General features: G+C 66.2%; 14 protein-coding genes and 4 tRNA genes. 4 read left to right on the forward strand and 14 right to left on the reverse strand.

Annotated features, from left to right (window positions below; translation table 11 throughout):
- Nucleotides 1-51: 51 nt before the first annotated feature.
- Nucleotides 52-492: a DUF2069 domain-containing protein gene (locus AX018_RS04770; protein WP_111876165.1), complete on the reverse strand. Its 441-nt coding sequence runs from the start codon at nt 490-492 to the stop codon at nt 52-54.
- Between the two features lie 21 nt (nt 493-513).
- Between AX018_RS04770 and AX018_RS04775 the strand changes: the two genes are divergently transcribed.
- The gene (locus AX018_RS04775; protein WP_111876166.1) at nt 514-1800 is read left to right on the forward strand and encodes a YihY family inner membrane protein; all 1287 of its coding nucleotides are present in this window, start codon (nt 514-516) and stop codon (nt 1798-1800) included.
- Between the two features lie 33 nt (nt 1801-1833).
- Here the strand turns inward: AX018_RS04775 and hpnE are convergent, their stop codons facing one another.
- The 12 genes from hpnE to AX018_RS04835 all read right to left on the reverse strand — a co-directional run bounded on the left by hpnE (nt 1834) and on the right by AX018_RS04835 (nt 15497).
- On the reverse strand, nt 1834-3171 hold the full coding sequence (hpnE, locus tag AX018_RS04780) for a hydroxysqualene dehydroxylase HpnE (RefSeq protein ID WP_111876167.1): 1338 nt from the start codon (nt 3169-3171) through the stop codon (nt 1834-1836).
- Nucleotides 3172-3259: 88 nt separating this feature from the next.
- Nucleotides 3260-4099, reverse strand: a complete 840-nt coding sequence (gene hpnD, locus AX018_RS04785; RefSeq protein WP_111876168.1) for a presqualene diphosphate synthase HpnD — start codon at nt 4097-4099, stop codon at nt 3260-3262.
- A 208-nt stretch (nt 4100-4307) separates the two neighbouring features.
- Nucleotides 4308-4383, reverse strand: a tRNA-Gly gene (locus tag AX018_RS04790).
- 114 nt (nt 4384-4497) lie between these two features.
- Nucleotides 4498-4571, reverse strand: a tRNA-Cys gene (locus AX018_RS04795).
- Nucleotides 4572-4626: 55 nt separating this feature from the next.
- Nucleotides 4627-4702: transfer RNA gene (locus tag AX018_RS04800), tRNA-Gly, on the reverse strand.
- A 95-nt stretch (nt 4703-4797) separates the two neighbouring features.
- The gene (lon, locus tag AX018_RS04805) at nt 4798-7224 is read right to left on the reverse strand and encodes an endopeptidase La (RefSeq protein ID WP_111876169.1); all 2427 of its coding nucleotides are present in this window, start codon (nt 7222-7224) and stop codon (nt 4798-4800) included.
- Nucleotides 7225-7363: 139 nt separating this feature from the next.
- Nucleotides 7364-8629 carry an ATP-dependent Clp protease ATP-binding subunit ClpX gene (gene clpX / locus AX018_RS04810; RefSeq protein WP_111876170.1) on the reverse strand — a complete coding sequence of 422 codons (1266 nt, stop codon included), beginning with the start codon at nt 8627-8629 and terminating at the stop codon, nt 7364-7366.
- Nucleotides 8630-8731: 102 nt separating this feature from the next.
- Nucleotides 8732-9340: an ATP-dependent Clp endopeptidase proteolytic subunit ClpP gene (gene clpP / locus AX018_RS04815; RefSeq protein ID WP_111876171.1), complete on the reverse strand. Its 609-nt coding sequence runs from the start codon at nt 9338-9340 to the stop codon at nt 8732-8734.
- Nucleotides 9341-9467: 127 nt separating this feature from the next.
- The gene (gene tig / locus AX018_RS04820; RefSeq protein WP_111876172.1) at nt 9468-10778 is read right to left on the reverse strand and encodes a trigger factor; all 1311 of its coding nucleotides are present in this window, start codon (nt 10776-10778) and stop codon (nt 9468-9470) included.
- 74 nt (nt 10779-10852) lie between these two features.
- A tRNA-Leu gene (locus AX018_RS04825) sits at nt 10853-10939 on the reverse strand.
- A 102-nt stretch (nt 10940-11041) separates the two neighbouring features.
- Entirely contained in the window at nt 11042-14233 is a 3192-nt protein-coding gene (locus AX018_RS04830; RefSeq protein WP_111876173.1) for an efflux RND transporter permease subunit, read from the reverse strand.
- 10 nt (nt 14234-14243) lie between these two features.
- The gene (locus AX018_RS04835; protein WP_111876174.1) at nt 14244-15497 is read right to left on the reverse strand and encodes an efflux RND transporter periplasmic adaptor subunit; all 1254 of its coding nucleotides are present in this window, start codon (nt 15495-15497) and stop codon (nt 14244-14246) included.
- Between the two features lie 144 nt (nt 15498-15641).
- Between AX018_RS04835 and hpnC the strand changes: the two genes are divergently transcribed.
- Nucleotides 15642-16598 carry a squalene synthase HpnC gene (gene hpnC, locus AX018_RS04840; protein ID WP_111876175.1) on the forward strand — a complete coding sequence of 319 codons (957 nt, stop codon included), beginning with the start codon at nt 15642-15644 and terminating at the stop codon, nt 16596-16598.
- A 199-nt stretch (nt 16599-16797) separates the two neighbouring features.
- Here hpnC and AX018_RS04845 read toward each other — a convergent pair whose 3' ends face one another.
- On the reverse strand, nt 16798-17280 hold the full coding sequence (locus AX018_RS04845) for an Hcp family type VI secretion system effector (RefSeq protein ID WP_111876176.1): 483 nt from the start codon (nt 17278-17280) through the stop codon (nt 16798-16800).
- 579 nt (nt 17281-17859) lie between these two features.
- On the opposite strand from AX018_RS04845, the gene AX018_RS04850 reads away from it, so the two are divergent.
- Together AX018_RS04850 and AX018_RS04855 are read left to right on the forward strand one after the other, a co-directional pair.
- Nucleotides 17860-19851: a serine/threonine protein kinase gene (locus AX018_RS04850; RefSeq protein ID WP_111876177.1), complete on the forward strand. Its 1992-nt coding sequence runs from the start codon at nt 17860-17862 to the stop codon at nt 19849-19851.
- A gap of 136 nt (nt 19852-19987) precedes the next feature.
- A complete protein-coding gene (locus AX018_RS04855; RefSeq protein ID WP_245951432.1) occupies nt 19988-20464 on the forward strand; it encodes a TssQ family T6SS-associated lipoprotein in 477 nt (158 codons plus the stop codon).
- Nucleotides 20465-20476 lie beyond the last annotated feature (12 nt).

Raw genomic sequence — 20476 nt, forward strand, 5'->3', positions numbered from 1 at the left:
GAGTCGGTCTCGCAGCAACGGTGACGGTGAAAGAGTGCGTGGGGCGGGCCGTCAGGGGCTTGGGGTGGTTTGTCGTGAAGGGGCGAGGTCCGCGGCGGCCCGCTGCGCGCGCGCCTGCCGCTGGCGCAGCCGCACGTGCAGCGCGCAGGCCGTGAACAGGCCCAGGCAGAGCGCGATCTCGGCCAGCGCCAGCCAGCGGCCCGGCGGCGCATCGCTCCAGGCGCGCACCACGCCCTCGGTGAAATAGAGCCACACCACCAGGCTGACCCAGCGGTAGGTGTACATGCGGTGCTTGAGCAGCCCCGCGAGCGGCACGGCCAGCGGCAGCGCCTTGAGCGCCAGCCACGAGCCGCCCGGGCGCAGCGGCGCCAGCCACAGTTCCCAGGCCAGGGACAGCACGATCAGGCCCATCAGGCTGCCCACCGCGAGCCAGCGGGTGGCGTCGATCACGGGAGCGGGCGAGGGCGGGTGCGCAGGCAGGGGCGGGGTCATCGGGGTGGCATCATATCGGCCATGTCCATTGCCCTTCTCGCGCAGCGCTTCGAGGCCGTCCTGGCCGACCTGTCGCACTTTCCCTGGCGCACCACCGCGCAGACGCTGCGCGAGCGCTTCCGGGAAGACCGCCTGGGGCTCACGGCCAGCAGCCTCACCTTCACCACGCTGCTCGCGCTGGTGCCGTTCTTCACCGTGGCGCTGGCGATCTTCTCGGCGTTTCCCATCTTCGGCACCCTGCAGACGGTGCTGCAGCGCTGGCTGGTGGACAGCCTCGTGCCCGACAGTATCTCGCGCCAGGTCCTGGGCTACCTCACCCAGTTCGCCGCGCAGGCGAGCGGGCTCGGGGTGGCGGGCTTCTCGTTCCTGCTGGCTACCGCGCTGGCGCTCATCCTCACCATCGACCGCACGCTCAACAACATCTGGCGCGTGCCCCGGCTGCGGCCCCTGGGCCAGCGCGTGCTGATCTACTGGGCCGTGATCACGCTCGGGCCGCTGGTGCTGGCCGCCAGCCTGGCGCTGACCACCTCGGTGGCCTCCACCGCCTCGCGCGGGCTCAACGCCGCGCTGCCCGACAGCGCGCGCCTGCTGTTCGACTCCATCGAGTTCCTGCTGCTCGCGGGCGGCACGGCCGCGCTCTACCGCTACGTGCCCAACACCCAGGTCCACTGGCGGCATGCGTGGTCGGGCGGGGTGTTCGTCTCCGTGGGCATCGAGGTGGCCAAGAAGGTGCTGGGGCTGTACCTCGCGTCCGTGCCCACCTACTCGGTGCTCTACGGCGCCTTCGCCACGCTGCCCATCCTGCTGGTCTGGATCTACGTGGCCTGGGTCATCGTGCTGCTGGGGGCCGTGGTGGCCGCCTACCTGCCCAGCCTGCTGACCGGCGTGGCGCGCAGCCCGGGCGCGCAGGGCTGGAGCTTCCAGCTCGCCGTGGAGGCGCTGCAGCAGCTCCAGCAGGCCCGCGCCACGCCCGCGCGCGGCCTGCGCGTGGGCGAGCTGGCCCAGGCGCTGCGCGTCGATGCGCTGCAGCTCGAACCCGTGCTGGAAGTCCTCACCGGGCTGGACTGGGTCGTGCAGGTGAACGAAACGGCCCACGGTGCCGCCTCGGAGGCCGAGGAATTCCGCTACCTGCTCGTCGCCGATCCCACCGCCACCGCGCTGGAGCCGCTGGTGCGGCGCCTGCTCATCGAGCGCGGCGAGAGCCTGGAGCGCTTCTGGGGCAACACCGGCATGGCGGTGCTCAAGCTGGCCGATGTGCTGCCCTGGCCCGGAAGAGCCGGGGGCACCGATCCGGCGAAAATCGGCTGATTGCTCTCTTTTTGATAGCTGATTATTGAGATTTCACGGCGACATGGAGGGGGTTTCTCCCTCCAGGCGGCCCGCGGCGGTCCCGCAGAGCACGGCGCCTTCCAGCGTGGCGGGGTAGGGGCCCTCCACGTAGTCGCCGCAGGCCTGCAGCCCCGGCGCGATCGGGCGGGCGGGGCGCCGCAGCGCCGGCACGCAGGCGAAGGTCGCCCGCTTCTCCACCACGGTCTGCACCACCTGCAAATCCGGCAGGCCGAGCTGCTGCCGCGCCTGCCGCACCACGTCCTGCTCCAGCGCGGAACGCTCGCCCTCGAACGCGCTGACCACGAAGGCCAGCAGGCCCGGGCGGTTGCCGAGCCGGCCCCGGTCGAACACGAACTGCGCGGGGGCCTGCGGGCCGCTGCGCAGGGCCAGCATCGGGGCGGGCCAGGCGGCGCAGGCGGCCGCGCCCTGGGGCGCCTGGGCATATACCGTGGCGATCGCGGTGAACTGCAGCGCGTGCGCCGTGGCGGCCCAGTCGCGCAGCGCAGCTGCCTGCCCGGAGGCCAGCGGCTGCGCGGCGGCCTCCACGAGCCGGGCCGCCTCGGTGGCGGGCGTGGCCAGCACCACGGCATCGAAGGCCTCGCCATCCACCCGCCACGCGGGGCTTTGCCCGGCTGCGGCCTGGAGGTGCTGCACGCGGCGACCCGTGTGCACCGCGTGCCCGCGCGCCCGCAGCCAGGCCGCGGCCGCATCGGGCCAGAGCGCGCTCAGATCCCGGCGCGGCAGCAGCAGGTGGGAGCCGCCCCGGCCGCTGAACAGGCTGTCGCGCAGCACGCGCAGGAACACCGCGCCGCTCGCGGCATCGCAGGGCGTGTTCAGCGCCGAGACGCAGAGGGGATCGATGAACTCCTGCAGCAGCCGCGGCGGCAGGCCCTCGCACAGCTGGGCCACCGTGGCGTGCGGCGCGCAGCGGAACCCCGAGAGCCGCCAGCGCGCCGCGCGCGCCAGCAGCACCATGCGCTCGGACAGGCTCCAGCCGCGCGCGCCGGCGATGCCCCGCAGGGCATCCCAGGGGGGCGCCGCATCGGGCAGGCGCAGGCCCGTCCCGTCGGGGAACACCAGCGCCAGGGGCAGGCGCAGCAGCGCCTCGTCCGGGTCCACGCCCACGAGCCGCATGAGCCGCAGGCATTCGCCATAGGCGCCGATCAGGATGTGCTGGCCGTTGTCGAGCGCCTGCGGATCGCCGTGCGCTTCCGTGGCGGGTGGCACCGCGCGCGCGCGGCCGCCCAGCGTGCGGGCCGCCTCGAACACCGACACCCCGTGCCCGGCCTGCGCCGCCGCGATCGCGGCCGCCATGCCGGCCCAGCCCCCGCCGATGATGGCGACGCGCATGCTCAGCGCCGCGCCGCGCCGCGCGCCGCGCGCCGGCGCAGCGTGGTGGCGGGCAACGCAGGCCCGGTGGAGCCGAGGCCGCGCGCGCTCACATCCGGCCCAGGGCCTGCATCTTCCAGGCCAGCCAGAGCTTGCGCAGGGGCGTTAGCGCGATCCGCTGGTGCAGCACGTGGAAACCGTCGCGCTCGATCTCCCGCAGCAGCGTGCGGTAGATGCTGGCCATCATCAGCCCGGGCTTCTGGGCCCGGCGCTGCTCGGCGGGCAGCAAGGCCAGCGCCTTGTCGTAGAGCCCGTGGGCGCGCTCCGCCTGGAAGCGCATGAGCGCGGTGAAGCGGTCGGAATACTGGCGCTTGAGGATCTCGTGGGCCTTCACATCGAACTGCTGCAGCTCCGCCACGGGCAGGTAGATGCGGCCCATCATGGCGTCCTCGCCCACGTCGCGGATGATGTTCGTCAGCTGGAAGGCCAGGCCCAGCGTATGGGCGTACTCCACCGTGCGTTCGTCGGTGGTGCCGAAAATGCGTGCGGCCACTTCGCCCACGATGCCGGCCACCAGATGGCAATAGCGCGAGAGCCCCGCGAAATCCAGGTACCGGGTTTGTTCCAGGTCCATCCGGCACCCGTCGATCACCGACTGCAAGTGCTGCTCCGCGATGCCGTAGAGGGCCGTGTGCGGCATCAGCGCCTGCATCACCGGGTGCGAGGCCTTGCCCGCGAACGATTGGGCCACCTCGGCCTGCCACCAGGCCAGCTTGGTGCCGGCGACGCCCGCATCCGAGATCTCGTCCACCACATCGTCCACCTCGCGGCAGAACGCATAGAACGCCGTGATGGCGGCACGCCGGGGCGGCGGCAGGAACAGAAAGGCGTAATAGAAGCTGCTGCCGGAGGCCGCGGCTTTTTGCTGGACGTACTGTTCCGGGGTCATGGAAGGCGATTGTCCCATGCGGTACCGCCGCACTGGAGGGGTGGAGGAGGGCCGTAAAACTGCGTGGATGGTGGCGGGTTCGCAGGACGGGAATGGCCGTCCGTTCTCATCGCGGCCCTGGCGGCCAGGATGGGCAAACCCCGCGCGCGAAAAAAAAGGCCCACTTGGGGCCTTTTGTCTTGAACCGTTTGAAACGATCCAATGAATTTGGAGCGGGAAAAGAGTCTCGAACTCTCGACCTCAACCTTGGCAAGGTTGCGCTCTACCAACTGAGCTATTCCCGCATTTTGATGTTTTCAGTTTTCACTGAATCACCAAGCCTTGAATTGTAGCACCTATTTTTGGTGCTTTTGCCAAACTTGCATCAGAACGCTGTGCTGTTCAAAACAGCCCGGATCTGGAGGCGCGGGCCGGAGTCGAACCGACCTACACGGATTTGCAATCCGGTGCATAACCGCTTTGCTACCGCGCCGAAGATGCTTTCCTTGGCAAAAAGGGGAAGCTTCGGCTTCCCCTTTTTTGGGGTCTGGAGCGGGAAAAGAGTCTCGAACTCTCGACCTCAACCTTGGCAAGGTTGCGCTCTACCAACTGAGCTATTCCCGCGTTTACCGAAGCCTTGCATTCTACAACGTTTGGCGTCGATGGAGCGAATTGTAGCGCATTTTTGGGCGGTTTCGACCAACCTTGCGCTCAATCGCTCAATGCTTGACGGAATCCGCCGTGGCGGCGGCTTCCCGGCTCTCGCGCGCGGTGATGGCCGCGGCGATCTCCTCCTCGGTCAGGGCGATCGGCTTGCGCTCCAGCGCGATGTCGAGCACCTTGTCGATCCACTTGACCGGGATGATTTCCAGCCCGCTCTTCACGTTGTCCGGGATCTCCTGCAGATCCTTCACGTTCTCTTCCGGGATCAGCACCGTCTTGATGCCGCCCCGCAGGGCCGCCAGCAATTTCTCCTTCAGGCCGCCGATGGCGGTCACTTCGCCGCGCAGGGTGATTTCCCCCGTCATCGCGACGTCGCTGCGCACCGGGATGCCCGTCAGGGCGGAGACGAACGCGGTCGTCATCGCGGCACCGGCGCTGGGGCCGTCCTTGGGGGTCGCGCCATCGGGGACGTGGATGTGCATGTCGCGCTTCTCGAACGCTTCGTCCTTGATGCCCAGGCGATGCGCCCGGCTGCGGACCACCGTGCGCGCCGCCTCGACCGATTCCTTCATCACGTCGCCGAGCGAGCCCGTGCGGGTGATCGTGCCCTTGCCGGGCATCGTCGCGGCCTCGATCGTGAGCAGGTCGCCACCGACCTCGGTCCACGCCAGCCCCACGACCTGGCCGACCTGGTTCTGCTGTTCGGCCCGGCCGTAGGTGTACTTGCGCACGCCCAGGTAGTCCGCGAGGTTGTCGGCCGTCACCACCACCTGAGGCTCCAGCTTCTTGAGCTGCAGCCCCTTGACCACCTTGCGGCAGATCTTGGAGAGCTCGCGCTCCAGGGAGCGCACGCCGGCTTCGCGGGTGTAGTAGCGGACCACGTCGCGCACCGCGGCTTCCGTCACCTGGAGTTCCTCGTCCTTCACGCCGTTGTTGCCCATCTGCTTGGGCAGCAGGTACTTCACTGCGATGTTCGTCTTCTCGTCTTCCGTGTAGCCGGACAGGCGGATGACCTCCATGCGGTCGAGCAGGGCCGGCGGGATGTTCATGGAGTTCGACGTGGCGACGAACATCACGTCGCTCAGGTCGAAGTCCACCTCGACGTAGTGGTCGCCGAACTTGTGGTTCTGCTCGGGATCGAGCACCTCCAACAGCGCGCTGGACGGATCGCCCCGGAAGTCGGTGCCCAGCTTGTCGATCTCGTCGAGCAGGAACAGGGGATTGCGCGTGCCCACCTTGTTGAGGCTCTGCAGCACCTTGCCCGGCATGGCGCCGATGTAGGTGCGGCGGTGGCCCCGGATCTCTGCTTCGTCGCGCATGCCGCCCAGGGCCATGCGTACGTACTTGCGGCCCGTCGCCTTGGCGATCGACTGGCCCAGGGAGGTCTTGCCGACACCGGGAGGGCCGACCAGGCACAGGATGGGCGCCTTGACCTTGTCCACCCGCTGCTGAACCGCGAGGTATTCGAGGATGCGGTCCTTGACCTTGTCCAGGCCGTAGTGGTCCTCGTTGAGCACTTCCTCCGCGTTGGCGAGGTCGTGCTTGATCTTGGTCTTCTTGCTCCACGGCAGGCCCGTGAGTACCTCGATGTAGTTGCGCACGACCGTGGCCTCGGCCGACATCGGCGACATCAGCTTGAGCTTCTTGAGCTCGCCCTCGGCCTTCTTGCGGGCCTCGGTGGGCATCTTGGCGGCCTTGATCTTCTTCTCGATCTCCTCGATGTCCGCCCCTTCCTCGCCTTCGCCGAGCTCTTTCTGGATGGCCTTGACCTGCTCGTTCAGGTAGAAGTCGCGCTGGTTCTTCTCCATCTGGCGTTTGACGCGTCCGCGGATCTTCTTGTCCACGTTGAGGATGTCCACCTCGCGGTCCAGTTGTTCGAACAGGTTCTCCAGCCGCGCCTTCACGTCGGCCAGGTCCAGGACGGCCTGCTTGTTCTCCAGCTTGAGGGGCAGGTGCGCGGCGATGGTGTCGGCCAGGCGGCCGGGGTCGTCGATGCTGGCGATCGACGTGAGAATCTCCGGCGGAATCTTCTTGTTCAGCTTGACGTACTGGTCGAACTGCTGCATCACGGCGCGCCGCAAGGCCTCGATTTCGCTGGGCTTGTGGCTGCCATCCGAGGCTTCCACGGGGGTCACGGTCGAGGTGAAATGGCTGTCGTGGTCTTCAATCGACGACACGTTCGCACGCTGCTGTCCCTCCACCAGCACCTTCACCGTGCCATCGGGGAGCTTGAGCATCTGCAGGATCGTGGACACGCAGCCCACGTCGAACATGTCCGACACCAGGGGCTCGTCCTTCGCGGCCGTTTTCTGCGCCACCAGCATGATGCGGCGATCCGCATCCATCGCCAGTTCCAGGGCCTTGATGCTCTTGGGGCGCCCCACGAACAGCGGGATCACCATGTGGGGGAACACCACCACATCGCGCAACGGCAGCAGGGGCAAGTCGATCGGGGTGGCGGGCAAGGGGGTGTGTCCGGACATGGAAATCCTCATGAAGCTGTGTGGAATATGGTCCACCAGCCGATATTTTCAACCCACGGCGCACCAAACTCCTGCGGCGGCCGAGGGCGCATCCATTGGGAAAGCGGAGAACCCGGCGGGGATCGACCGCCGGCCGGGTTCACGCTTTCTTGGCGGCCTCTCGATAGACGAGCAGCGGCGCCTTGTTCTCTTCGATGGTGGATTCATCCACCACGACTTTTTCCACATTGGTGGCATTGGGCAGGTCGAACATCGTCCCGATCAATGCCTGCTCCAGGATCGAACGCAATCCGCGGGCCCCGGTCTTGCGGGCCAGCGCCTTCCGCGCGATCGCCTTGAGCGCTGCCGGCCGGATTTCCAGTTCCACGCCTTCCATCGACAGCAGCTTGTTGTACTGCTTGACGAGCGCGTTCTTGGGCTCCGTGAGGATCTGGACCAGCGCGTCTTCGCTAAGCTCGGCCAGTGCGGTGACCACGGGCATGCGCCCCACGAGTTCGGGGATCAGGCCGAACTTGATGAGGTCTTCCGGCTCGATCTCGGTGAACACCTCGGTCAGGGAGCGCTGCTTCTTGCTCTTCACGGCCGCACCGAAGCCGATGCCCGATGCCTCCGTGCGGTTCTCGATGACCTTCTCGAGGCCTGCGAAGGCGCCGCCGCAGATGAACAGGATGTTGGTCGTGTCGATCTGCAGAAAATCCTGGTTCGGATGCTTGCGGCCGCCCTGCGGCGGGACGCTGGCCATCGTGCCTTCGATGAGCTTGAGAAGGGCTTGCTGCACCCCTTCGCCGGACACGTCGCGCGTGATGGAGGGGTTGTCGGACTTGCGCGAGATCTTGTCGATCTCGTCGATGTAGACGATGCCGCGCTGGGCGCGCTCCACCTCGTAGTTGCAGCTCTGCAGCAGCTTCTGGACGATGTTCTCCACGTCCTCGCCCACGTAGCCGGCTTCCGTCAAGGTCGTGGCGTCCGCCATCACGAAGGGCACGTCCAGCATGCGCGCCAGGGTCTGGGCCAGCAGCGTCTTGCCCGAGCCGGTCGGGCCGATGAGCAGAATGTTGCTTTTCGCCAACTCCACTTCATCCTTGCCGGCCTTGTCCTTGTGGCGCAGCCGCTTGTAGTGGTTGTAGACCGCCACGGCCAGCGTCCGCTTGGCGACCTCCTGGCCGATGACGTAGTTGTCCAGGTTGGTCTTGATTTCCGAAGGCGTGGGCAGATCGCCCCGCGAGTCGCGGGCGCCCTCGGAGGCGGGCAGCTCGTCGCGGATGATCTCGTTGCACAGGTCGATGCACTCGTCGCAGATAAAGACCGACGGACCGGCGATCAGCTTCTTCACTTCATGCTGGCTTTTGCCGCAGAAAGAGCAGTAAAGGGTTTTTTCGCTGGAAGAGCCTTTTTTCTCGGCCATGGGGGCATTGCCTCGTGTTGCGGAAAGGTTGGCGGGATGATAACGAAATGGAAAGCGGCGTCTTCCCCTGTGGGAAAACGCCGCACGATTCCCCGCCGGGGATCAGGGCCGCTTGGCGATCACCTGGTCGACGAGGCCGTAGTCCTTGGCTTCGTCGGCGGTCAGGAAGTAGTCGCGTTCGGTGTCCGCCTTGACCTTTTCCAGCGGCTGGCCCGTGCGCTCGGCCAGGATGCGGTTCATCTGGTCCTTGGTGCGCAGGATATCGCGGGCATGGATCTCGATGTCCGTGGCCTGGCCACGCGCGCCGCCGAGCACCTGGTGGATCATGATCTTGGAGTTGGGCAGCGAGAAGCGCTTGCCCTTGGCACCCGCGGCCAGCAGGAAGGCGCCCATGCTGGCGGCGAAGCCGCAGCACAGCGTGGACACGTCGGGCTTGATGAACTGCATCGTGTCGTAGATGGCCATGCCGGCCGTGACGCTGCCGCCCGGGGAGTTGATGTAGAACGAGATGTCCTTGTCGGGGTTTTCGCTCTCCAGGAAGAGCAGCTGCGCCACGACCAGGTTGGCGGTCTGGTCATTGACCTCGCCCACCAGGAAGATCACGCGCTCTTTCAGCAGGCGTGAATAGATGTCGTAGGACCGCTCGCCGCGTCCCGACTGCTCGATGACCATGGGAATCATGCCCAGGGCCTGTGTTTCCAGTGCGCTCATGTGATCTCCAGTGATGCGGATACTGTACCGACAAATGAATTGGGGCCTGTGCTCGCCAGCACAAGCCCCATGGCGGTCGAGGCGGGCCGGTAAACGCTCAGGAAGCGTTCCCGGTCCCGGGCTCTTCTCAGCCTTGGCCCATCAGTTCGTCGAACGAAATGGACTTGTCGGCGATTTTGGCCTTGCTCAGGACGAAATCGGTCACATTGTTTTCGATGACGACGGCTTCGACTTCCGCGAGGCGCTGGCGGTCGCCGAAATACCAGCGAACCACGTCCTCGGGCTTTTCGTAGCTGGCGGCCAGCTCATCGATGTGGGTCTTGAGCTGCTCGGGCTTGGCGTGGAGGTCGTTGGCTCGCACCAGTTCGGCCACGACCAGACCCAGGCGCACGCGGCGCTCGGCCTGGGGGCGGAACACGTCTTCCGGGATCTCTGCCTTGTCGGCATCCTTGATGCCACGCTGCTTCAGGTCGGCGCGCGCGCCGTCCAGGAGGCGGGCGATCTCGGCCTGTACGCTGGCATTGGGCAGATCCAGTTCGGCCTTGCCGACCAGGGCTTCCATCACGGCCTGCTTGTTGCGGGCCAGCAGGCGGAACTTGACTTCGCGCTCGAGGTTCTTCTTGATGTCTGCGCGCAGGCCGTCCACCGTGCCATCGGCGATGCCGAGGGACTTGGCCAGCTGCTCGTTCACCTCGGGCAGGTGGGCGGCTTCGATCTTCTTCACCGTGACGAGGAAGTCGGCCGTCTTGCCGGCGACGTCCTTGCCGTGGTAGTCCTCGGGGAAGGCCAGGGGGAAGGTCTTGCTCTCGCCGGCCTTCATGCCGCGGACGGCGTCTTCGAATTCCTTGAGCATCTGGCCTTCGCCGACCAGGAACTGGAAGTCTTCTGCCTTGCCGCCGGAGAAGGTTTCGCCGTCGATCTTGCCCTCGAAGTCCACGGTGACGCGGTCGCCGTCTTCAGCGGCCGTGCCTTGTGTGCGCTGGGCGAAGGTGCGGCGCTGCTTGCGCAGGATCTCGATCGTCTTGTCGATCGCGGCGTCGGTCACTTCGGCGGAGAGCTTCTCGACTTCCGCGGAGGAGAGGTCGCCGATCTTCACTTCGGGGAACACCTCGAAGATGGCGTCGAAGGTCAACTGGCCTTCGGGCGCGCCTTCCTTCTCGGTGATGCGGGGCTGGCCGGCCACGCGCAGGTTGGCTTCGTTGGCGGTCTGGGCGAAGGCTTCGCCGACCTTGTCGTTCAGCACTTCATATTGCACCGAATAGCCATAGCGCTGGGCCACGACGTTCATCGGCACCTTGCCAGGGCGGAAGCCGTCCATCTTCACCGTGCGGGCCAGGCGCTTGAGGCGCGAGTCCACTTCCGACTGGATGGCGGTCAGGGGCAGGCTCAGCGTGATCTTGCGCTCGAGCTTTTCAAGGGTTTCAACAGTAACGGCCATGGCTCTTCCTCTATGAAATGGGACCGTGACAGCCGTCCCGTGCATTCGCTGGGACCGCTTCACCGTGTTGTGTGTGGTGCGCGGGGGGGGACTCGAACCCCCACACCATTGCTGGCGTCAGGACCTAAACCTGGTGCGTCTACCAATTTCGCCACCCGCGCGATTCCAACGTTGCTACCGACAAAAAGCGGCGAACGCCAGGGTCCGCCGCCGAGTGAAATTGGTCAACCTTCGATTTTACCTTGTCGGCGGACCCATCCCGCTCAGGCCGTGGACGGATGGTGGGGCGAGGGGCGCCGCACCCTGAACCACGCGGCATACATCGCGGGCAGCGCGAGCAGTGTGAGCACCGTCGCCACGATGAGTCCGCCCATGATGGCAACGGCCATCGGCCCCCAGAAAACGCTGCGCGACAAGGGGATCATGGCGAGCACCGCCGCCGCCGCGGTGAGCACGATCGGGCGCAGCCGGCGCACGGCCGACTCCACGATGGCCTCCCACGCGGGCACCCCGCGCGAGCGGTCGCTCTCGATCTGGTCGATGAGGATCACGGAGTTGCGCTGGATCATTCCCATGAGCGCGATGACGCCCAGCAGCGCGACGAACCCGAACGGGCGGCCGAGCAGCAGCAGGGCGCCGGCCACGCCCGCGATGCCCAGCGGGCCGGTCAGGAAGACCAGCACCGCGCGGCTGAAGCTGTGCAGCTGGAGCATGAGCAGCGTGAACGTGATGAACAGCATGATCGGCACGCCCGCGGCGATGGAGGCCGAGCCCTTGGAGCTTTCCTCGACCGCGCCGGCCACCTCGATGCGGTAGCTGTTCTCGCCGGCCGCGTGCCATTTCGCCTCCAGTGCGCGCAGGTCCGGCAGCAGGGCCTGCGTCACGGTCGCGCCCTGCAGGCCTTCGATGACGTCGCCTTGCACGGTGATGGCGTATTCGCGGTTGTGGCGCCACATGACCCCCGGCTCCCAGGTGAACACGGGCTTGGCGATCTGCGTGAGCGGGATCGAGCGGCCCGAGGCGGTGGGCAGGTAGGCGTTGGCGATGTCCGTGATGGCCTGCCGCTCGTCGGGCGGCTGCCGGAAGACGATGTCGATGAGCTTGTCTCCCTCGCGGTACTGACCCACGGTGGTGCCGGTGAACACCGTGCGGGCGGCCTGGGCGATGGACTGGCTCGTCACGCCCAGCGCGCGGGCCTTGTCCTGGTCGATCTCCAGCCGCATGACCTTGACGGACTCGTTCCAGTTGTCGTTCACGCCCCGCATCTGGGGATGCTCGCGCAGGATGGTGCGCACCTGGTCGGCGCGGACGCGCAGCGTGGCGGGGTCGGTGCCGATCACGCGGAACTGCACCGGATACGCCACGGGCGGGCCGTTGGGCAGCAGCTTCACGCGGGCGCGTGCCTCGGGAAACTCCTGCGCCAGCACGGCGGGCAGGCTGTGGCGCAGCGATTCACGCTCGGCCAGGCCCTTCGGCAGCAGGATGATCTGCGACACGTTGGTCTGCGGGAACACCTGATCGAGCGGCAGGTAGAACCGCGGCACGCCCGAGCCGACCCAGGTGCTCACGGAGGTGACGCCGGGCTCGGCCAGCAGGCGCTGTTCCATGCGCTTGAGCACTTCTTCGTTGGCGGAGAAGGACGTGCCTTCGGGGAACCAGGCGTCGATGAGGATTTCCGGGCGGCTCGAATCGGGAAAGAACTGCTGCTGCACGCGCCCCATGCCCACGATGCCGAGCACGAACAGCAGCACGGTGAGGCCGATGGTGATCCAGCGGTGCTCCACGCAGGCATCCACGGTGCGCCGGAAGGCGTTGTAGAACGGGCTGTCGAAGACTTCGTGGGGGCCCTGTTCGTTGCCCGGCCCGGGGTGGGTTTCCGCCTTGGGATGTGCCGGTGCCTTGAGCAGCAGCGTGCCCAGGTAGGGCACGAAATAGACCGAGACGATCCACGAGAGCACCAGCGCGATCACGGTGACGGCGAAGATCGCGAACGTGTATTCGCCGGTGACCGATTTCGCGATGCCGATGGGCAGGAAGCCCGCCGCGGTGATCAGCGTGCCCGTGAGCATGGGCATGGCGGTGATCTCGTAGGCGAAGGTGGCGGCCCGCACCTTGTCGTAGCCTTCCTCCATCTTGCGCACCATCATCTCGACCGCGATGATCGCGTCGTCCACGAGCAGGCCGAGCGCGATGATGAGCGAGCCGAGCGAGATCTTGTGCAGGCCGATGTTCCAGTACCACATGGCCAGGAAGGTGACGGCCAGCACGAGCGGAATCGTGATGCCCACGACCAGGCCGGGTCGGATGTCCAGCGTCCAGCGGCGCCACAGCGGGTTCTGGCCGGGCCGCTTGTGCATGCCCAGGCTGAGGAAGCTCACGGCCAGCACGATCACCACGGCCTCGACGAGCACCTTGACGAATTCATTCACCGAAGACGACACGGCGCTGGGCTGGTCCTGCACGTTCACGAGCCGCACGCCCACCGGCAGGGTTTTCTCGATCTGCTGCGTGGCCTCGTGCAGGGCCTTGCCCAGGCGGATGATGTCGCCGCCCTTGGCCATCGAGACGCCCAGCGCGACCACCTCGCGCCCCTGGTGGCGCACCTTGATCGCGGGCGGCTCCACGTAGCCGCGCCGCACCTCGGCGATGTCGCCGAGCCGCAGCTGGGCGCCCGAGGCGCCCCGGATCGGCATGGCGCGAAGCTCCTCCACGGCGCCGAACTGGCCGGCGACGCGCACCTGGACCTGGTCCTGCGGGGTCTGGATGGTGCCCGCGCTCTCCACCGCGTTCTGCTGGCTCAGCTGGTTCAGCACCTGGTTCATGTCCAGGCCCAGTTGCGCCAGGCGCTTCTGGGAGATCTCGATGTAGAGCTTTTCGTCCTGGACGCCGAACTGCTCCACTTTGGCCACGTCCTTCACCCGCAGGAGCTGCTGGCGCACGTCGTCGGCGAAGGTCTTGAGCTCGGCGTAGCTGAAGCCGTCCGCTTCCAGCGCGTAGATCACGCCGTACACGTCGCCGAATTCGTCGTTGAAGAACGGCCCCTGGATGCCCTGGGGCAGGGTGCCGCGCATGTCGCCGATCTTCTTGCGCACCGTGTACCAGACGCCGGCCACGTCGCCGGGAGGCGAGGAGTCCTTGATCTCGAAAATGATCTGCGACTCGCCCGGCTTGGAATAGCTGCGCATGCGGTCGGCGTAGGGCACTTCCTGCAGCGTGCGTTCGAGCTTGTCGGTGATCTGCTCGGCCACCTGCTGCGCCGTGGCGCCGGGCCAATAGGTGCGCACCACCATCGCCCGGAAGGTGAAGGGCGGGTCCTCGTCCTGGCCGAGCTGGAAATAGGCGCTGATGCCCAGCAGCATCAGCACCACCATGAGGTAGCGGGTCAGCGCCGGATGGTCCAGCGCCCACTTGGAAAGATTGAACCCCGCTTGGGGCTGTTGCGGTTGGTGCTCCATGGACCGGCCTTCAGCGGGCAGACGCCGCGGCCGTCGGTGCGGATGCCGTGGGGTTTGCTATGTTATTGGTAGCGCTCTGCGTAGATTTATCAACGACATGGAAGTCTTTTGGCTGATAAACCAGCACTTTTTGCCCGGGGGAGAGCACGTGCACGCCGGCCGCCACCACCTGCATGCCCGGCGTGAGCCCCGAGGCCACGACCGCCTCGTTGCCGTCGGCGGTGGCGATCTGCACCACCTGCGAGCGCACGCTGCCGCTGGCAGGTTCGTACACCCAGACCGCCGTCTGCTGACCCTCCTGGCGCAGGGCGCTCGTGGGCAGCTTGATGGCCTGCGCACCCTCATGGCTCAGTGCCGCGGGGATGACATAAGCCGTGGCGCCGAGGGGCGGCGGCGTGTCCGACTCGATGGCGACCTTGATCTGGAACGTGCGCGTCGCAGGATCGGCGCTGGCGGCCACTTCGCGCACCCGCCCCGGCAGCGTCTCGCCGGCCGACCAGGTCCGCACGGACACGGACTGGCCTGTCCGCATGCGTGCGATCTTGTCCTCGGGCACCGCGAACACCACGTCGCGCGGGCCATCCTGCGCGATCCGGACCACCGGCGCGCCGGCGGCCACCACCTGGCCCGGCTCCGCATCGATCCCCGTGATCACGCCGGCCGCATCGGCCACGAGTCGCGTGTAGGCCGCCTGGTTGCCCTGCGACGCGAGCTGCGCGCGGGCCTGGTCGAGCGAGGCTTCTGCGGCCTTGAGCGTCGCGGAGCGGCGATCCAGCTCCGCGCCGCTGATGAAGTTCTGCGCCTTCAGCGCGGAAAAGCGCTGGTAATCGGCCGCGGCAAGATCCCGCTGCGTGAGGGCGGACGCCACCTGCGCGCGTGCCGCGTCGGCCGACAGTTGGTAGTCGCGCGGGTCGAGCTGCGCGAGCACCTGGCCGGCCTGCACGCGCTGCCCCGCTTCCGCCTGCCGCTGGACGATCTTGCCGGCCACCCGGAAGCCCAGCCGCGATTCGATGCGAGCGCGGACCTCGCCCGCGTATTCGAGCTGGGTGTGCAGCGGCCCCGTGCCCACGGTGAGCAGCTTGACCGCGCGCACGGGCTCGGGCGGCGGTTCCTGCTTGGAACAGGCCGCCACCGCGGCGATCGCCGTGGCCACTGCGGCCCAACGGGCGGCCGACCGGAGGGGGCGCACCCATGAAAAAGCCCCGCAAAGGGGCTGATGCTGGAGTGGCGGTGCGGACTGTGGCAGCGGGGCAAGGGGAAGCATGTCGGTGTCCGGGGAAAAGAAGAATTTTAATGACTGACTGGTTAGTAATCTAGGGGAAACACTTGGCGACTGTCAAGCGACAATCGCGCCGTGAAATCGCCTGCACCGCCCCCTTCCGCATCGCGCTCCCCGGCGCCATCCGCAATGCATGCCGCGCTGCCGCCGCCCTCGGGCGGTGTGCCGGCGGCAGGTGATGGGGGCTCCCTCGATGCGAAAGGGCATCCGGAATCCGCAGCAGTTGCCCCGGAGGGGCCGCCTCCGCGGCGTGCCCAGGCCGTCACGCACTACGAGAATTTCCCGGTCGCGTCGCTGCTCTGTCCTCCGGCATTGCGAGAGCCCATCGCCGCCATCTATGCCTTCGCGCGCACGGCGGACGACATCGCGGACGAAGGGGATGCCACGGCTGTGGAGCGACTGGCCGCGCTCCAGGCCTATGCGCGCGAGCTGCATGCCGTCGCGGCGGGCGCTGTGCCCTCGGCCCGATGGGCGCAGGTGTTCGGTCCGTTGCAGGGCGCGATGCGCAGCCATCGGCTGCCTGTGCCACTGCTTGCCGACCTGCTCAGCGCGTTCTCCCAGGACGTGGTTCGCACGTCCGAGGGGGCCTTCTATGCGGATCGGGCGGAACTGCTGGACTACTGCCGCCGCTCGGCCAATCCGGTCGGCCGGTTGCTGCTGCACCTGTACGGGGTGGCCGACGACCGCGCCCTGGCCCAGAGCGATGCCATCTGCAGCGCCCTGCAGCTCATCAACTTCTGGCAGGACCTGAGCGTCGATATCCCGCGGGGGCGGCACTATCTCACGGAGGCCGATCTGGCCGCGCATCGCGTGGAGCGCTCCGCAGTCCAGTCCTCGCCGCTCCTGCCCGAGGCCCGGGCCCTGGTGGCCGACTGCGCCGCATGGGCCCGGTCGATGATGGAGGAGGGGGCGCCGCTGGTGCACCGGCTGAGCGGGCGGGTCGGCTGGGAACTGCGCCTCGTCGTTCAGGGGGGGCTTCGCATCCTCGACAAGGTGGATGCGATGCAGGGCGAGAGCCTGCTGCACAGGCCGACGCTCGGGGCTTTCGACTGGCTTCGGATGTGCATGCGTACGGTGGCGATGTAGGTCGTATTGCCCGGGCCCTCCGGAAGATCATATTCGGATGAATATCTGCAACCTGTGGTGGATGTAAATCCTAAAAATGATATTCCTGCGATATTTGGCGATTTTCTCGTGCCTTGCGCGTAACGGTACGTATCAAGACTTGCCATAAAAAAAGCCAGGAGCCGTTTCGGCGTCCTGGCTTTTCGAGGAGTAAGGGAGCTTACGCTTCCTTGTTTTCCTTGATGTTGAAGCCCATCTGGCTTTCGGCACCCTTGCCGCCTTGATTGGTCTGTTCCCAGTATTGGGTCTTGATTTTGGCGGCCTGGAATGCGTAATCCACCAGCACGGCATCGCTGCCGTCCGTGCCGCGAACCGTCACGCTGGTCACCAGAACATCGGTCAGGGTGATTTTCCCGAATTCGATCTGCGTTCCACCGGCCTTGCACATCGAGATTTCCACCTGGCCCAGATGCTTGCCGGTGGCGCAGTGCTTCAAGACGGCGGGATAGCATTTGTCGACCTTGGCGACAACGTTCAGATCATGGAACGTCACCTTGCCGGCACCAGCGCCGCTGCCGGTGGCCATCGAGTTGGGCTGGGTGGCGCCCCAGGTGAAGGAGTGGATGTCAGTCCAGCCCTTGTGGTTGGAATCTTGCGACTCGCCACTGGCTCCTTCAACCTTCATGAACATATCGACCGACATGGATGCTTCCTTTTAATTGACTGCGCATGCGCGCATGGAAATGAAAATGAGCCACCGCGCACTCGGGGCGCTACTGGCGTGGATCGGACAAACGGGGTGTTTCATGAGGAGCCGTGGCTGCCTGGATTTCGCATCCGCATAACTCCCCTCCCGAGAGTCACGCAAGTACGATGACTGATTTGGCTCCTCCGAAAGCCTGATTGCGCCGGCGATCATAGAGGCCGCGCAACTCGTTTGGAAATACTCCAAGTTTCAACATTGTTTTAACTCGGGAAACAAAAGAAACAAATTGTCTTTTTTCTTTGCGATTTGAGGGTTATGTGGGGCGTGTCACATGTTCCCGTTACACTTGCGCGCTCACATGCTGAGTTCAGGGCGGCTCGATGCAGGTGGATGTCAAACAACGGCGGATGGCAGTTATTACTGCGCATCTCATACACAGTTAAAAAATAGCCGCCCGGGAGTGGAACCTTGACTTTGGCGCTTGATGTGCGAGACGAATGGCAAGTCCCGGCAGCGAGGTCGGTCGAGTCCAACGACGTTCGCGCCGTTTCCCGCGGTGCTTAGAAGCGTGAACTCATGCACAAGGAATTCAGTGGTTCTGCGAACTGCCTAGGCCCGGGCGCGAACGTCGGTGAATACCGGTTGAGCGATGTCGTCGGAGAGGGCGGATTCGGCATCGTCTACAAGGCGCGGGACCTGAGCCTGGATCGCGTCGTGGCGATCAAGGAATACATGCCCGCGACGCTCGCCGGCCGCAAGGAGGGCAACGAGGTTCACGTGCGCTCCCAGCATCGGGGAGCATTCGACGCCGGTTTGCGGAGCTTCATCAACGAAGCCCGGCTGCTGGCCAAGTTCTCCCATCCGGCGCTCGTCCACGTCTATCGGTTCTTCGAGGCCAACGGTACGGCCTACATGGTCATGCAGTACTACGAGGGGCAGACTTTCCGCTCCTTCCTCGGGCAGCAGCACGCCATGGATGAGCAGTGGCTTTCAGCGATCATCGCCCCGATCCTGGATGTCCTTGAAATGCTGCACGCGGCCGATTGCTATCACCGCGACATCGCTCCCGACAATATTTTCCTGCAGGATTCGGGCATGCCCGTGCTGCTCGACTTCGGTGCGGCGCGCCGCATCATCGGAGACATGACCCAGGCACTCACCATGGTGCTCAAGCCCGGGTTCGCCCCCATCGAGCAGTATGTGGACGACGGTGCCATGCCCCAGGGTGCATGGACCGACATCTACCAGCTGGGTGCGGTGTTGTATCAGTCGATCACCGGCCGTCCTCCCGCCACGTCGGTGGCGCGCATGATCAACGATCCGTTGACCAGCCTGACCCCAGAGACCTGCCCAGGGTTCAGCGCCCAGTTCCTGCATGGGGTGCAGCGCGCCCTGGCGGTCAAGCCACAGGATCGGCCACAGAGCATTGCCGAGCTGAGGCATCTGCTGGGGCTCAAGACGGTGACCATTTCCTGGCCCCATGCAGCGGCTGGCATCGCTGGTGGCGCGGATGCGGCGGCTCGGGCTTCCGAGGCCGCCTTGGAGCTTTCCCCCTTGGCTTCCGATGCGGCCCGGCGTTCTCCGGATGTCGTTGCCCCGCACTTGCCGTCGCCGGCAGAGGTGGGAGGCCGCGGCGAAGAGGTCGGCGGTGGTGCGCGGGAGACTGCATCGGGGGCATTGAGCGATCTCGTTGCGCCCCGGCCGTCTTTTTCGGTGCCTGAACCTTCTTCCGTGGGGACGTCAGCTGCCGCGGGCACTCCGGCCCAGGCCCCTGTGAAAGTTGAGGGGCGATCGCAGTCATCTCGCAGCAAGGAGGCCCCCGCGACGAAGGCGAGCGGAGCCTCTGGCGAAAAAACGGCCCAGAGGCCTGCATGGCTGCTCCCGGTGCTCGCCTTGGCGGTGCTCGTCCTGATCGGCGGGGTGTGGTGGACGGTCCAGGCCGCCAGCGAGTCTGCTGCCCGGGAGAAGATGGCGGTGCAGGAGGCGAGCCAATGGGAGCTTGCCTCGCGCCTCAATACGGTGGAGTCCGTCCAGGCTTACCTGGGCGCGTTTCCAAACGGCGCACACCGGCTCCAGGCAGAGGAGGCGCTCACACGGCTGGCAGCGCGTTCGCTGCAATCCGCGGCAACGGCTGCGGATCCGCTGAGTGCGCCCGCATCGGTCCCCATGGCGGCGACCTCCGCTGCAGTGGCGGCCGCCGTTGAATCACCGGCGCGGGCAAGTCATCCGGCGGCGGCTTCCGCGCCGGCCCTGCCATTGCAGCCTGTAGCGGCGGCATCCGTGCCAGCGGCGGCGTTGCCCCCGGGAGAAGATCCCGCGAGGGCGCAGCGTGCCGCATCGCGGGCCGCAGAGGCAGAGAACACGGGCAAGGTGATATTGCGCATCATGCCGTGGGGCAATGTGACGGTGGACCGCGTTCCGGCAGGCACGACTCCTCCGCTGACCCAGCTCACGCTGTCGGAGGGGTTCCACCGGATCGAGATATCCAACCCGGCATCTGAGACGATCACGCGGATGGTGCAGGTGAAAAGGGGCGAATCCATCGTATTGACGCACAGGTTCGAGTGACCTACCCGTCGTGCGGCCGGCCCATGGGGCATCCGAGGTCGCGGCGATAGGGGATGTGCGGAGGCGGTTCGCAGCTTCATGGCTGCACGGTGAACGGATGGTCACGATTTTTGACGAGGAGAGCATGGCATCAAGAATGAAGCTCATTGTGGGGATGTGCCTGTTGAGCGGGCTGCTGAGCGCATGCCAGACTCCGCCGACGGGTGCTGCTGGCGGGCAGGCATCGGCCGAGCCGGCCGCAGGTTCCGAAACGAAAGAGGCATCGAAGCCGAAGGATCCGACGACCCTGAAGGAAGAAGCGCTGTCGCAGGCGCTGGATGTGTATGCCGATGGACGTTACGACGAGGCCATCGCCGCATTGACTCCGCTGAGCACGGCACCTGAGCTGCCTTTGGCCTCACAGGTCAAAGCCTACAAATTCATCGCGTTCAGCCACTGCGCTGTCGGCCGGCTGCGCCAGTGCCGCCAGAATTTCGAGTCTGCCTTGCAGCAGGATCCGAACTTCCAGTTGAGCGATGTCGAGAGGGGGCATCCCGTATGGGGCAAGGAGTTCAATGCCGCGCGTGCGGCGGTTGCGGCACGTGGCAAGCGTGCCGTGAGGAAGACTCCATGAACGGATGGGGCT

This window comes from Paracidovorax anthurii (assembly GCF_003269065.1).
In the GTDB taxonomy this organism is placed as follows: domain Bacteria; phylum Pseudomonadota; class Gammaproteobacteria; order Burkholderiales; family Burkholderiaceae_C; genus Paracidovorax; species Paracidovorax anthurii.

Excerpts from the sequence above, each read along its gene's own strand:
- AX018_RS04770 (WP_111876165.1), bottom strand. The coding sequence starts at position 492 with ATGACCCCGCCCCTGCCTGCGCACCCGCCCTCGCCCGCTCCCGTGATC.
- AX018_RS04775 (WP_111876166.1), top strand. The coding sequence starts at position 514 with ATGTCCATTGCCCTTCTCGCGCAGCGCTTCGAGGCCGTCCTGGCCGAC.
- hpnE (WP_111876167.1), bottom strand. The coding sequence starts at position 3,171 with ATGCGCGTCGCCATCATCGGCGGGGGCTGGGCCGGCATGGCGGCCGCG.
- hpnD (WP_111876168.1), bottom strand. The coding sequence starts at position 4,099 with ATGACCCCGGAACAGTACGTCCAGCAAAAAGCCGCGGCCTCCGGCAGC.
- lon (WP_111876169.1), bottom strand. The coding sequence starts at position 7,224 with ATGTCCGGACACACCCCCTTGCCCGCCACCCCGATCGACTTGCCCCTG.
- clpX (WP_111876170.1), bottom strand. The coding sequence starts at position 8,629 with ATGGCCGAGAAAAAAGGCTCTTCCAGCGAAAAAACCCTTTACTGCTCT.
- clpP (WP_111876171.1), bottom strand. The coding sequence starts at position 9,340 with ATGAGCGCACTGGAAACACAGGCCCTGGGCATGATTCCCATGGTCATC.
- tig (WP_111876172.1), bottom strand. The coding sequence starts at position 10,778 with ATGGCCGTTACTGTTGAAACCCTTGAAAAGCTCGAGCGCAAGATCACG.
- AX018_RS04830 (WP_111876173.1), bottom strand. The coding sequence starts at position 14,233 with ATGGAGCACCAACCGCAACAGCCCCAAGCGGGGTTCAATCTTTCCAAG.
- AX018_RS04835 (WP_111876174.1), bottom strand. The coding sequence starts at position 15,497 with ATGCTTCCCCTTGCCCCGCTGCCACAGTCCGCACCGCCACTCCAGCAT.
- hpnC (WP_111876175.1), top strand. The coding sequence starts at position 15,642 with ATGCATGCCGCGCTGCCGCCGCCCTCGGGCGGTGTGCCGGCGGCAGGT.
- AX018_RS04845 (WP_111876176.1), bottom strand. The coding sequence starts at position 17,280 with ATGTCGGTCGATATGTTCATGAAGGTTGAAGGAGCCAGTGGCGAGTCG.
- AX018_RS04850 (WP_111876177.1), top strand. The coding sequence starts at position 17,860 with ATGCACAAGGAATTCAGTGGTTCTGCGAACTGCCTAGGCCCGGGCGCG.
- AX018_RS04855 (WP_245951432.1), top strand. The coding sequence starts at position 19,988 with ATGAAGCTCATTGTGGGGATGTGCCTGTTGAGCGGGCTGCTGAGCGCA.